12 protein-coding genes are annotated in these 12980 nt (G+C 30.0%); 2 read left to right on the forward strand and 10 right to left on the reverse strand.

Features of this window, described 5'->3' with window-relative positions; all coding sequences use genetic code 11:
• Window positions 1-87 precede the first annotated feature (87 nt).
• The 9 genes from ACUSJC_RS06155 to ACUSJC_RS06195 form a co-directional block, all read right to left on the reverse strand.
• Window positions 88-510 carry a GNAT family N-acetyltransferase gene (locus ACUSJC_RS06155; protein ID WP_449268681.1) on the reverse strand — a complete coding sequence of 141 codons (423 nt, stop codon included), beginning with the start codon at window positions 508-510 and terminating at the stop codon, window positions 88-90.
• Between the two features lie 244 nt (window positions 511-754).
• On the reverse strand, window positions 755-1483 hold the full coding sequence (locus ACUSJC_RS06160) for a hypothetical protein (protein WP_449268682.1): 729 nt from the start codon (window positions 1481-1483) through the stop codon (window positions 755-757).
• 181 nt (window positions 1484-1664) lie between these two features.
• Window positions 1665-2201: a GNAT family N-acetyltransferase gene (locus ACUSJC_RS06165; protein ID WP_449268683.1), complete on the reverse strand. Its 537-nt coding sequence runs from the start codon at window positions 2199-2201 to the stop codon at window positions 1665-1667.
• A 203-nt stretch (window positions 2202-2404) separates the two neighbouring features.
• Entirely contained in the window at window positions 2405-3514 is a 1110-nt protein-coding gene (locus ACUSJC_RS06170) for a hypothetical protein (protein ID WP_449268684.1), read from the reverse strand.
• A 168-nt stretch (window positions 3515-3682) separates the two neighbouring features.
• Entirely contained in the window at window positions 3683-4516 is an 834-nt protein-coding gene (locus ACUSJC_RS06175) for a hypothetical protein (protein WP_449268685.1), read from the reverse strand.
• A 218-nt stretch (window positions 4517-4734) separates the two neighbouring features.
• Entirely contained in the window at window positions 4735-6153 is a 1419-nt protein-coding gene (locus ACUSJC_RS06180) for a S41 family peptidase (protein ID WP_449268686.1), read from the reverse strand.
• A gap of 59 nt (window positions 6154-6212) precedes the next feature.
• A complete protein-coding gene (locus ACUSJC_RS06185; RefSeq protein WP_449268687.1) occupies window positions 6213-7046 on the reverse strand; it encodes a helix-turn-helix domain-containing protein in 834 nt (277 codons plus the stop codon).
• A 307-nt stretch (window positions 7047-7353) separates the two neighbouring features.
• Entirely contained in the window at window positions 7354-7752 is a 399-nt protein-coding gene (locus ACUSJC_RS06190) for a hypothetical protein (protein WP_449268688.1), read from the reverse strand.
• Between the two features lie 96 nt (window positions 7753-7848).
• Window positions 7849-8541 carry an IclR family transcriptional regulator gene (locus tag ACUSJC_RS06195; RefSeq protein ID WP_449268689.1) on the reverse strand — a complete coding sequence of 231 codons (693 nt, stop codon included), beginning with the start codon at window positions 8539-8541 and terminating at the stop codon, window positions 7849-7851.
• A gap of 117 nt (window positions 8542-8658) precedes the next feature.
• On the opposite strand from ACUSJC_RS06195, the gene ACUSJC_RS06200 reads away from it, so the two are divergent.
• Both ACUSJC_RS06200 and ACUSJC_RS06205 read left to right on the forward strand, forming a co-directional pair.
• Window positions 8659-9381 (forward strand): 3-ketoacyl-ACP reductase, encoded by a 723-nt coding sequence (locus ACUSJC_RS06200; RefSeq protein ID WP_449268690.1) that lies wholly within the window; start codon window positions 8659-8661, stop codon window positions 9379-9381.
• A gap of 132 nt (window positions 9382-9513) precedes the next feature.
• Window positions 9514-10383, forward strand: a complete 870-nt coding sequence (locus ACUSJC_RS06205; RefSeq protein ID WP_449268691.1) for an EamA family transporter — start codon at window positions 9514-9516, stop codon at window positions 10381-10383.
• A 196-nt stretch (window positions 10384-10579) separates the two neighbouring features.
• Here ACUSJC_RS06205 and ACUSJC_RS06210 read toward each other — a convergent pair whose 3' ends face one another.
• Window positions 10580-12766 (reverse strand): right-handed parallel beta-helix repeat-containing protein, encoded by a 2187-nt coding sequence (locus ACUSJC_RS06210; protein WP_449268692.1) that lies wholly within the window; start codon window positions 12764-12766, stop codon window positions 10580-10582.
• Between the last annotated feature and the right edge of the window lie 214 nt (window positions 12767-12980).

A 12980-nucleotide genomic window follows, 5' to 3' on the forward strand; every position in this document is an offset into this window, starting at 1 on the left:
ATTTAATACAAAAGTTCATTTTGAAGCTCAAAGCTTCAAGTTTACATGCCAGCCCGCCTGACGCAAAACCCGTGTTAGCGATAGTTTTTATATTTTTTTTCGATAATAATATTTTTCAAATCCTTTTGGAAAATCACTTTCCGTTCCAAGTTTTTCAAATCCAAGTTTTTCATAAAATGTAGGTGCTTGAAATGAAAAAGTATCCAAACTTATAAACCTACAATTTCGTTTTTTTGCTTCTTTTTCTGCTTCTAAAAGTAATTTTTTTCCAATTCCGCTGTTTCTGTTTTCGGCCTTAATGGCAAAGGTTTTAATTTCTAGTGTTCCCCAAATAGAACGACCATATAGTCCGCCAATAATTTCTTTCTTTTCATTTCTCGCAATTATTTCTATAGGTTTATTAATCTCATTATTAAACTCTTTGGTTTTACTTAAATTGTATTCAACAAGAATTTCGACAATTTTGTCATAAGATTTTTGATCTATTATATCTGTTACTTTTATGTCCATTTATTGATTAAATATTATTTTCAAAATATTTAGATTTTATTGTCTTTAAGGTAGTCTTGGTAAAATTACCGCTAATTATCCTCGGCTATAAAATTGTGGCGAAACACCACAGACCGAACTATAACAAATATAGAATTTAATTTCGAATTTTTAGAAACACGAGTGAAGTGAACTGATGAAACAAAATCCGGCAAATGTGCACACAACTAGCCATAATTTATAGATGATGTTAACAGACGTAATTTTAATTTAACAAGTCAATTCCGTTTTCTTTTACATATTCTATTAGTCCTTTAACACCTTGTTTTATAAGTTCTTTTTTTGATTCACTTAAAAACTCTTTAATGAATTTTGTACCTTGTTTTGCAATTTTTGCCCAAATACTTGTCAACCTTTTTACAACCCATTTTTTAGATTTGTTCGTTAGGTTTTCACGAAGTATGAGAATGTCTTCTTTTATTTCTTCAATATCTTGTGAATTGTGTTCAGTCTTGAATTCTAAAAGCTTCTTGTCAATCGTTTCTAAATAATTATCAAGAAGTAAAATTTGTTTTGTGTTAAGTGGATTAGTTTCAGCATCTTCCTCAATTATTTCAAATTCTTCATAAAATTCCTTGCTAAATGATATTATAATTGGGTCGTCAAAAAATGAATTTACAGATTCATATTCGTCTAATAATTTTAGCCAATATTCAAATTGTGATTTTAAGGAATCTATCTCTAACCAACTTTGCATATTGCCATTATCATTATTGTCTTTAGGCATTCTTGTCATTAGAAATTGAAACTTTCCATTACTAGTATTTCGTTGATATTTATGAATTGTGAAATGAAATTGAGATTCAGAGTCTTTATCAATTACTTTTAATAAACTTTCTTTGGGCTCAACAACTTCAAACTTGTCGCCTTTTAAATTAACATAAGGCTCCAACGCTTTTAAAATCACTAATGGTAAATCTTTCTTTTTTCTCATTTAGTCAATTGTTGCAAATTCTGTTTTATTATAGCTGTTAACGTTTTCCGGCTTTGCATTCGGTCGGGAAATCGAAGTACAAAAGCTGGTTTTATTACCAAAGTTTAATTGAAAACTACCGTTGGATTTTGTACTTCAGCCCGCCTGACGCACCCCTCATGTTATCGGTAGTTTTAGTTTATTATTGATGGATAGGGTTAAGTAAATTCCAATATATCATATCGTTTTCTGTCTTTACTTGTCTAAACTTGAATTTATTCAATAGATTTATAGAACTTATATTTTCTATTAAACAATTTGCAGTTATTTCTTTTACTATTTCGTTTGAGAAAGCCCATTTTATTATTTCATTTACAGCTTCTTCTGCGTAACCTTTTCGCCTTTCCTCTTTGATTATACCATATCCTAAATCAATATTTTCTTCTTCATTATTAAATCCTTTAAAACCCAAATCTCCAATTACTTCCAAAGTGTCCTTTTTAATAATCATCCAAGATTCATAACCTGTAGGAAATTCTACTTTACTTAAGTTATTGATTATTCTTGGTAATGTATCCAAAACGTCTGCGTCTGGCCAACTCTTACCTTTTTTTAAGTTCAAGACTTCTAAATCTCTATAATCATTGTTTAAAATATTTTTACAAATGTCAATTGTGAATGGAATGAGTATTAATCTTTCAGTTATAAGATTATCAATTTCTAATTTTTTAACTTTCATTATTTGTCAGTTTCATTATTTTTCTTTGTAAATTACGCGGTCTTGGAAAATTACAGCTAACAGTCCTTGGCTATAAAATTGTGGCGTGAGCCAAAACCAAGCCAACCCAAAAATAGATAAAATTTAGAAAATTCGGAGAATTTTCGGGAAATTCTTGACCAAGCCATTTTTTTAACCGTCTTTGTTAGCTGTAGTATTTGTTTTTAATAAATCAACACTTTGATTTGATAATTTTTGTTACAGACATTAAAAACCTCAAAAAAATCTGATATGTAAAATGCTTTACTTTTGTTTTCAAATTCTAAGAACTCAGTAAGCTTTTCATTGTTAGTTTGGTTAATGTAAGAGAAAGAACCTTTTGTCGATTTTTTTAAAATAATCTTACATTTACAGTTTGTTAGATTTAGTTCTTTTGAATTGATGCAAAAATGAATTTGTTTCTCGCTAGATGAAAAACTTGAAAATTTTAAATAATCTATTGTTAAATTTTTATCTAAAACGCTTAACCAAAATTTTAATCCATTCTTAATAATTTGTAATTCTTGTTTTTGTTCTATAAGCCAAAATAGTTCTTCGTAAAATTCCTTTAGTAAATCGAATAAATCTTTAGTGAATTTTGAGCTTATTATTGAAGCATACCCCGTGTTGTTATCTAGTTTTAGACTGCTAGAATATTTTTGTAAAATTTTAGAAGCTTCGTCAATCTTTGAGAATACTGATAAATTATGGATGATGGTATTTCTTAGATATTGAATATCTTTTAATTTAGAAATATATTTTTCTAAAGTTGAAATATCTATTTCAATAACTAATTCTAAATACTGGATTTCAGCATTTAAATAATCTTTTGAATTAAAATGTGATGGTTTAATTTTTTTATTGAAAAAATCTGAAGACAGATTTGTAATCTTGTTTAAGATACTTTCATTTAGTGAGTATAAAGCAATAATTGTCGATTTACTGAATAAATCTAAGAACTCATTATACTTTAAATTTATCCTTTCAACAGTTTCATGGTAATGATATTCAATATGATCTAGTCCTGAAACATTCATTGCATACTCATGAGCATATTCGTCATTTTTTGAATAATTTTCCTGATAGACTTTTTCTGCAGAAGATTTGATTATTTTATAATTACTTTCAGAAGTTTTTAACTCATCTTTCCACTCCGCTAAATATGATTTAATTGTTAGGTCATATTGTTTTTTGTATACTTCAATTTGATTTTTTAAATCTTTAAATATTAATTCGAAATCATTAGTTTCTTTTTCATTAAAAGAACGATATATAGTGTATTGAAATAGATTCATTAAATATTTTTTACACGTTTTTTGGTAACATTACAGCTAACGGTCCTCGACTAAAGAAAGTGGCGTGAGCCAAAACCAAGCCAAACCAAAAATAGACAAAATTTAGAAAATTTTCGGGAAATTCTTGACCAAGCCATTTTTTTTAACCGCCTTTGTTAGCAGAAGTGTTTATTCTCCAATTATAAATATGGGACTCCAATTATCTGGAAAATCTTTCGAATTCCATATTTCATTAAATCTATGTTCTGCACATATTCCTGTTTTCACATAAAATACTGCATAAAAATGTTTATAAATAGGGTCATTTGAATAGCCTTTTACATCAATTACGATTTGGTCAATAGTTTCAATTAGTTTGTTTAAATCGTTTGCGTATTTATATTCAATCGCACAGTTTAAAGATGGTAACAAAATGTCTGGAATATAGGTTTTAGCACTTCCACTAATTTTATATGTTTTGACGTGATCTATATATGTGTTCTTTATGACAAATTTTACACCATCATAAACTTCTTTTTCACATGTTGGTACAATTTGTAAGTCTTTTAAAATAATTGATGTACTTTTTAGTATGTTTTCTAAATATAAGATCCCAGGTTTATTATTGAAGTCTTTATCAAATGAATAGAATGGTTCTAAAAAAGTTATCAATTCATTTAGCGATTTGCTATAAAACCAAGATTCTTGTTCCTCATCATTATTAAAGACGTTTATGAAATGTTTTCTTTTTTTGTTAATTATATCTTTACTAAAAGTAAGAAAAAGTGAATAATAATTTTTATAATCCTTTTTCTCTAAATATGCTAATATTACTAAACATAATAATCTTAAGTCTTTGTTGAAGTTCCAAGTATGGTTATCTATTTTTTTACAAATGCTTTCTTCTTCTCCTTGTTGGCAATAACTAAAATACTCATTTAATTGATTAATAGCATCCAAATTCGAATTTAGACTTTTAATAAAATCGTTTATTTTTTTTTCTTGATAATGTATTTCCTGCATTTTTTTAATATTTCTGCTAACGGTTTGGGTATTGCCGAAGGAGCGGGGTAGAAAACACTACAGTTTCAATTAAGCACCAACGTTAGCAAAACCATTTTTTTATTTGCTAATTTACATTTTCTATGCAAATAAAAAATGGTTTTTGCGGTGAAGAAAGTACAAAAGTTCAGTTTTGCACTTAACCCGCTCTTTTGCAAACACGATGTTAGCCGTAGTTTTTATTTTTCTAAATATTCAATTGCGAATTCTTCCCAATTTTTTATCGACTTATCTAAATATATGTCTGGTTGAATACCAATATTATCAATAGGATAATCGGGTAAGCGAAAAGAACGATAAGTGGGCATAAGTAGTTTATACTTTGTACAGGCAAAATCATCGAAAAAGTAGGCATTGGCATAGTCCAAAACACCTGAAGTTGGTGTACCTATAACTTTTACTTTCTTGCTTTGCTTGGCAATGAGTAAAAAGGATTCTGCCGCACTCCCTATTTTATTATCTGATAAAAAAATAATTTGTTTCGGACTTTTAGATTCAAAATTTACAGTCTCAATTTCAACAGTACTATTAGAAAAGTTGACAAATTTACCAGAGTTAGCTTCTAAAATTCGCAATCTATTTTCAATATCAGCAATTTGAGTTTTATTTTTTTCATTATCAACTAACGATGCTCTGTACTTTTTCATACCATTGATGAACGACGGAGTTGATAAATATTCAGTTCCATAATTTCTCACAGAATTAGTTAATATATAGGGTAATAATTTTTGAAATGCATCTGTTGTACCGCCACTATTTCCTCTTAAATCAATAATTAAATTTTCGGTATTTTGCAAAATATCCTTGTTTTTTTCTATTAAATTCTCAATAGTTTCAACAAATGGATAACTAAAATTTGATAATTTCAAAACAGCCGTTTTTGCTGTTAATCGCTTACAATAGAAACCATTGAGTTCGTTAATTTTGTTGGTAATTTCTTCAGTACTAACAATTTTGTTGGGAGTTTGCTTTACAAGCTCGGTTAGTATTTCTTTAAAATACAAAAGTTCCTCATCCAAATAATATGTCCCTTTTTGTAATGAGTGGTCTTGCATTTTATATTCAAATGTACCATTGTTGAATAGTCTAAATTTTATTTCGTTGGGTTTCCAAAACTTGGAGTCAGTATTAATAATGAAACCAACATACTCATTTGGCTTTGTTTTTTTTATTCCAATTTCATAAGTGTCATTTTTCCAAATACCTTCCAATTTATCTGTCGATTTTAAAGCTTGTTTTTTGAACTTTTTTACGTCAATTTTATATATTTCGCTTTGTGTATTTGCCGAAACAGTATTGTTTTGTAAATCTTCATTAGGTAGCAACCAAATATGTCTGTCCTTAAAAAAAGAAACATATTTTTTTAAAATAGGCAAGCAACTATCATTGCTTGCTATTTTAGTTTCCTTTTTTAAATTATTTTTTAAAGTGCTATATAATAAAGTATCTTTTGTTTTTTCTGCAAATCCGGGATATTCAGTCTCTATTTTTTCAATTAATTTTTCCAATGATTGACTGCAATTGCAATTTTGCTGCTGTGCATTTATAATTTCACTTGAAAAGATAAAAGCAATCCATAAATAATATTTTAATTTCATTTAAACAGTTTTAATTGCAAAAGAAGGAATTATTTCTCTGTGAAAATTGTAAAAATCTTTCACTTGTTATTATAAATCCATAACAACTGTTGCTGACGAATAGAGATTTTGTTTGAAAGATTTTTTGGAGGAATACCAGTAAAGTTTTTAAAATCTTTAATAAAGTGAGATTGGTCAAAATATTGATTTTGATATGCGATATTGGTTAGAGATTGATTTGCATATAATATATCATTTAGAGCATTTCTAAATCGTATGGTTTTTACATAAGATTTCGGATTTTGTCCTAAATGCATCTTAAATAAACGAAATAGAGTTACTTCGCTTATTTGAAGTTCTTTTGAAAGTATTTCGACGCTTAACATATTTTTTTGATGAATTAGTAAAAGAGCTTCTTCCATTTTCACAGAAATTGAATTCTTTAAATTTTTTAAAAGAATAATTTCCAGCTTTTTTGCTCGCTCAGTTATGTCTGTTAATTCAAAAATTTCTTCCAAATCTGATTTTTCATTTCCGAAAATTTCATTGAAAACGTTATCAGAATCTAATAAATTTTCAAACGATTCTTTAGTAAAAATTTTTAATGCGGCGGGATGAAAAAGGATACAAATCTGATCTAATTCAGTTGATATTTCGACATGAAAAGGAGTTTTATGAAACCCTAGTAATTTACTTGTAATTGAAGAGTTGAATTTATTATTTTCAATAATACACTTGTTCTCATTTATTTTAAAATGAGAAATTTTATTTTGTTTATAAATGGCAAGACATAGATTATTGTTTGGAAAAGTTGTGTAAGTAATAATTTTAGTATTTGTTTTTTGAAAAAATAAGAAATACTGGATATATTTTTTTAGTATTTCATTTTTAGGTCTTATTAGTATTGAATTCAAGGCGATACTGTCTTATAAAATTACGGCTACGGTCCGCGGCTAAAGAAAGTGGCGTGAGCCAAAACCAAGCCAAACCAAAAATAGACAAAATTTAGAAAATTCGGAGAATTTTCGGGAAATTCTAGACCAAGCCATTTTTTTTAACCGCCTTTGTTGTGCGACGTTATTTATTTAAATCTATTAATGTTTTTTCCGAGTGTTTTTTTGTAGTATCTTCATTTTCATCATCACTTTGACTGCCAATTTCACAAGTTTCGTTTTGAGTAATTTCTCCTGTAAGTTTACTGATTTTTAAAATGAATTCACTTTAACAATTGGCGGTGGATTCCTGTTTAGCAATTTTTTTGCATTCAACTAAGTTGTTGTTTTGGTTTAGCTTAATTAAATATAATTCAGATAGTTTTCCATCTGGAAATTGATTTTCTTTTAAAACAAAGATTGTATTAATGAGTTCGTTTTTAACCAAGCATATTGGATAGAGATTGAAGTTCATATTCTCCCAATATTCACCATTTTTTGAATATAAATTGCTTTTACCTAATAAGTTTTTAAATGACTTATCGAGTTGTTTTTTTGATGTTTTATCTTTTTGGGAATAATATTCAAACTTATTGACAATTTTAATACCATCTAAGTTTAAGGATTGTTTTTCTTGACAGCTCGCAAAAAAGGGAATTGATAAAAAAAGTGAAAGAAATTTCTTCATTATATAAGGTTTGTATTTTTATGTGTTTTTTTACGCGAAGTTTTTTATAATGTTGCACAACTAGTAAATATCACCAAATATATACAACTTTTTTAATTATATTATGTATTTATTGACTAATTCTATAGTATTATCCATTTCTGCTTTTTTAAAGCGGAATGCGGGTCCCGAAACGCCTACTGCTCCAATAATGCGGTTGTTTTCCCGTAAGGGTACAGCAATGCAGTTCAGATCTTTTTCATATTCTTCAAAATCGTAAGCAAAATCATTTTGAGCTACCAATTCTAATTCTTTTTCTAGTTTTTGTCTTTCGGCGCCTTCCAATTTATTCAATAATACATTTCTGAGATGTGATGAATTAGCCATGAAAATTTTACCAATAGCGGTTCGCATCATTTCAAAATCTTTATTCAATTCTAATGATATTTTAATAGCACTGTTAGGTTCGCTGATTAATTCATGTCTAAAGTACATGCCCATTTGTACTGATAAGTATGCCGTTTCATTGGTTGCCAAGGTAATTTGTTCTAAAACCGGACGCATTCTGGCTTTTATGCTGTTATAATTCACGTCCGGAGCCATTAAATATTGTATTTTGGGAGTTACCCTATAGCGCGGCGACAACTCGTCTTGTTCTATATAACCTAACTCTTTTAAAGAATATAAAAAATTGTGTACAGTGGTTTTCTTTAGATTTAATGCTGCTGCAATATCATTTAACCGAACCATATTTCCATTAGATGAAATATACTCCAGAATATCAAAAGCTCTTTTTATGGATTGTATCATTTATTCAATATTATGGAACTTATTTCTTTTTTAAACCTATTCCCTATTAAAACATTCAAAATTAATGCATCTTTGTATAGTAAACTATAATTTTTATAAAAACTTAATCTTTCATTTATGCAAAGTTTAAAAGGTAAAAATGCCTTAATTACAGGTGGCGGTAAAGGTTTAGGAAAAGCTGTAGCTTTAGCTTTGGCTGCCGAAGGTGTTAATTTAGCTCTTGTTTCCAGAACGTTGACCGATTTAGAAGCGGTTGCCGAAGAGGCTAAAAAAGTTAATTCAACGATTAAAGTAGCAGTTGCTACTGCTGATATTGCTGATTATGAATCTGTTGTAAATGCGGTAAACCAAGTGCAGGCTGATCTTGGCGCTATTGATATTTTAGTCAATAATGCCGGTGTTGGAAAATTTGGTAAATTCATGGATTTAGAAGTGGCTGAATGGGAAAATATTATCAAAATCAATTTATTAGGAAGTTACTACGTTATCAGAGCGGTTTTACCTCAAATGTTAGAGCGTAAATCAGGTGATATCGTCAACGTTTCTTCTACAGCTGGATTAAAAGGTGCTCCGGTAACTAGTGCGTACAGTGCTTCAAAATTTGGTTTAATTGGACTTTCAGAATCCTTAATGCAGGAAGTTCGCAAATCAAATATTCGCGTAATGACGATGACTCCAAGTACTATTGCTACGGACATGTCGATTAATTTGAATTTAACAGATGGAAATCCGGAATCGGTTTTACAACCGGAAGATTTTGCTGAACTGTTATTGGCACATTTAAAATTAAACTCAAGAGCTTTGGTCAAAGATGTCGGTCTTTGGTCAACCAATCCATAAATATCTTTTTGCCCCCAATAAAAGATATACGAACTGTTTCAAACTTTCATCTATTTTATGATTTTTTGGAACAGTTTTTCTTTTGGTGTAAACTATAATTTTCCTTTATTTTACAGCAATAAAATCTAAGCCATGCTATACCTTATTTTTAGTATCATTTGTAGCGTAACTGTTGGAATCCTCTTCAAAATTTTAAAGAAATATTCGGTTTCTTTTCAGCAAATTATCAATTGGAACTATGTCAGTGCTTTGATTTTTTGTTTTTTAGCGTTTCAACCTCAATTAGATACGGTTTCATCTCTACAATTGCCTTGGCAAACGTTTTTGATATTGGCTCTACTCCTACCGGTTGTCTTTATTTTTATGGCGGCTTCGGTTAAAACTATCGGGATTGCCAAAACTGATATTGCACAACGCTTGTCTTTGTGTATTCCTATTTTGGTTTCGGTCTTTATTTTTAAAGAAGAAATTAGTTCGTTGAAAACTATTGGTTTAGGCATTGGTTTCCTGTCTGTTTTTCTGATTTTTTATACGAATTCGAAAACGACAATTTCTACAAAAAGTATCTTATTTCCGCTTTTAGTTTTTCTGGGTTATGGAATTATTGATGTTTTTTTCAAGCAATTAGCCGGTTTTACAGCACTTCCCTACACCACTTCCTTATTTTTAGTCTTTTTTGGAGCTTTGCTCATTTCGACTTTGATTACTCTGGTTCAATTTTTTCGTAAAAAAGAACATTTTCAGTGGAAAAATGTCTGGATTGGTTTAGGTGTTGGAATTGTTAACTTTAGCAATATTTTATTTTATTTGAAAGCACATAAAGCGCTGGCTTCTAATCCTTCAACAGTATTTGCTATGATGAATTTTGGCGTAATTGTTTTAGGAAGTATTATCGGAATTTTGATTTTCAAAGAAAAGTTCAATAAAATCAATTATTGGGGAATTGGAACAGCTTTAGTTGCTATTACTTTGGTTACCTGGGCTCAATTTTATGCAAAATAATAACTACTATTTTGTACGTCAATCAATTCAATAGATAAGAGGCTGTCTCAGAAGTTGAAGATCTGATTGTGTTTAATCTATTGATTTCGTTGACGAAATACTGAATATCTTTTTAATCAAAACCTAACAAAAATAACTATTGATATTCAATGGTTTTCCTTTTCAGATAAACAACAGACAGCCTCTTTTTATGGTATTATTCTTTTATAAAAATCTTTGATTCGCTATCATTTTCAGAATCTAATTTTATAATATATGTTCCTTTTGCTAAAGAATCAATATTCAGCACATTATGAGTCGTAATAGTGTTCATCTTCATAACCTCTATTCCTAACATATTGATAATACTTATGCTCTTATAATTATTTATTTCAGGCATTGTAATATTTAAAACATCACGAGACGGATTAGGATAAATTTTCAGTGATGATACACTTTTTTCCGTAACCGTATTTTTAACATTACTTCCTTTTGAAGTTGATCCTGAACTAAATTCAATCCAATCAATATCTGCACTTTCTCCTGATGCATTAGTTGTCAATACAATTGTGTTAGTTCCACTTGTTAAATTAACTGACATTGAAGCTGTTGCAAAAGCTGATGATGAAGTTTCAGGTAAAGACAATGTTTGATTAGAACCATTATTGATAGAAATAGATACTGAAGGATTCATTGTCCCTTTTCTGGTATATCGCAACGTCAACTGATACGTTCCTGAACTTGAAGGCGTATAATTCCAAACAATTTGTTGTCCTGCAGCGTTAGACAAATTAATTGCATTTCCGTTATCTGCAGCAGTATATGCTTTTAACGATCCGTCATAAGATATTGTTCTGGAATCATCATCTTCTATTCTATCTGAAGTTGATCCTCCTCCTGAACTTCCACTTGGTGTAGCCGACGTTGTATTTGAATCTATACTTGCATTGGCCTTTATCCAATAATAATACGTTGTACCGCTTGTTACAGAAGTATCTGTATATGAACGTGTAGCTTCACTTACTTGAGCAATTCTTACTCTTCCGCTTGGATCTGAATCCGTATCTCTGTAAACTTCTAATCCTGTAACAGTCAAGTTACTGATGGTCCAGTTTAAGTTAACCAAACTACTTCCCGCACTTGCTGTTAAAACAACTGAAGCTGTTCCGCCTCCCGAACTTCCCGCAAATTCTATAGCTCCCAAATCCGGTGCTGTTCCACTATAAGTTATTCCGGAACTTGTAACTCCTGCATCAATCAGATCGCTTCCTGATACCAAGCTAAGGAACCCGTTAGATGTTGGATTAGCATTAGATCCCATAGACAATGTAACAAAGTCAGAACTATTGACTGTAAAACCTCCTGTAGCTCCTACAAACGAATTAGGAGCAGATGTGTCTCCTCTTAAACGGTCATTTGTTGAATTTTCAAATGAGATATTATTTTTAAAAATATGGCTTGCTCCATCTCTGGTATGCCAATTATACCCATCATTGTCATAAGATGTATTGTTGGTAAACTCAATGCTTCCTATATTTCCATTATCGGTAAAGCCATGTTTTCCGTTTTTATAGGCAATACAACGACGAACAATATGATTAACCTGATGAGCTGACGAACCTAGTTTGTAACCATTTTTATCTCCACCTCCGGAAGTAACACCATCTGTCAAGCTTCCGTTGTGATGAGCAATACAATTCTCAAGCGTAACAATGCCAATAGCTCCTGTTTCCGTTTTGCTATACAGATCCCATCCGTCATCAATATTATGATGTGATACACAGTTTCTAAAAATATTTCCTGTTCCTACAGTTAATTTTGCAGCAAAACCATCAGCATCTTCATTTGCACTATCTTTGTTATCATAAGATTCGCAACCTAGAATTAAATTATTAGAAGGCCATTGGCTAATATTTGTTGCTGAAGTACTATATCGGCTTAACTGTAGACCTGTGTCGTGGTTTTTTCTAAAAATACAGTTTTCGATCGTATTGTTATTACCGGATAGTAACATACCATTATCTCCTGCTTTTTCAATAGTAATCCCTTTCCAGTGCCAATAATCTCCATCAAGTACAATTCCTCTATTGGAATCACTCTCTGAATCATTGAAAGTAAGTACTGGTACTTCACTTCCGTAGGCATAAACATAGATCTTTGCAGAAGATGTCCCGTTTGCTGTAATCACTATAGGAGAAGATGTCATGGTATATGAACCACCTCTTAAGTAAATATAATCTCCCGGAGATACTACACTTAATGCTTTGCTTAGCGTTCCAAAAGGGCTACTAATAGTTCCTGAATTAGAATCATTCCCGCTAGGTGCTACATAATAATTAGCAGCAAATGTTGTTACACTTGTAAAAACGATTACAAGTATACATGAAAAAATATTTTTCATCATATTTAATTTATAAGTTTTGGTTGTATAAAAGTTTTTGAATCTATAATCGAATTATAGATTGCCATAAATTTCAAGCAAAAACAACCGCACTTAAGGTATTTTACCTCTCGGGATAGACTGAATTAAGTAAATCGAATTCATAACCATTTAATATTTTAAATTAAATGGTAATAGCAGTGTTGTATTAAATATTTACAACGTAATCGATTACAGC

Source organism: Flavobacterium sp. U410 (assembly GCF_053570605.1).

What these genes read in the sequence shown, in the direction of transcription:
- ACUSJC_RS06155 (WP_449268681.1), bottom strand. Translation starts at nt 510, where the DNA reads ATGGACATAAAAGTAACAGATATAATAGATCAAAAATCTTATGACAAA.
- ACUSJC_RS06160 (WP_449268682.1), bottom strand. Translation starts at nt 1,483, where the DNA reads ATGAGAAAAAAGAAAGATTTACCATTAGTGATTTTAAAAGCGTTGGAG.
- ACUSJC_RS06165 (WP_449268683.1), bottom strand. Translation starts at nt 2,201, where the DNA reads ATGAAAGTTAAAAAATTAGAAATTGATAATCTTATAACTGAAAGATTA.
- ACUSJC_RS06170 (WP_449268684.1), bottom strand. Translation starts at nt 3,514, where the DNA reads ATGAATCTATTTCAATACACTATATATCGTTCTTTTAATGAAAAAGAA.
- ACUSJC_RS06175 (WP_449268685.1), bottom strand. Translation starts at nt 4,516, where the DNA reads ATGCAGGAAATACATTATCAAGAAAAAAAAATAAACGATTTTATTAAA.
- ACUSJC_RS06180 (WP_449268686.1), bottom strand. Translation starts at nt 6,153, where the DNA reads ATGAAATTAAAATATTATTTATGGATTGCTTTTATCTTTTCAAGTGAA.
- ACUSJC_RS06190 (WP_449268688.1), bottom strand. Translation starts at nt 7,752, where the DNA reads ATGAAGAAATTTCTTTCACTTTTTTTATCAATTCCCTTTTTTGCGAGC.
- ACUSJC_RS06195 (WP_449268689.1), bottom strand. Translation starts at nt 8,541, where the DNA reads ATGATACAATCCATAAAAAGAGCTTTTGATATTCTGGAGTATATTTCA.
- ACUSJC_RS06200 (WP_449268690.1), top strand. Translation starts at nt 8,659, where the DNA reads ATGCAAAGTTTAAAAGGTAAAAATGCCTTAATTACAGGTGGCGGTAAA.
- ACUSJC_RS06205 (WP_449268691.1), top strand. Translation starts at nt 9,514, where the DNA reads ATGCTATACCTTATTTTTAGTATCATTTGTAGCGTAACTGTTGGAATC.
- ACUSJC_RS06210 (WP_449268692.1), bottom strand. Translation starts at nt 12,766, where the DNA reads ATGATGAAAAATATTTTTTCATGTATACTTGTAATCGTTTTTACAAGT.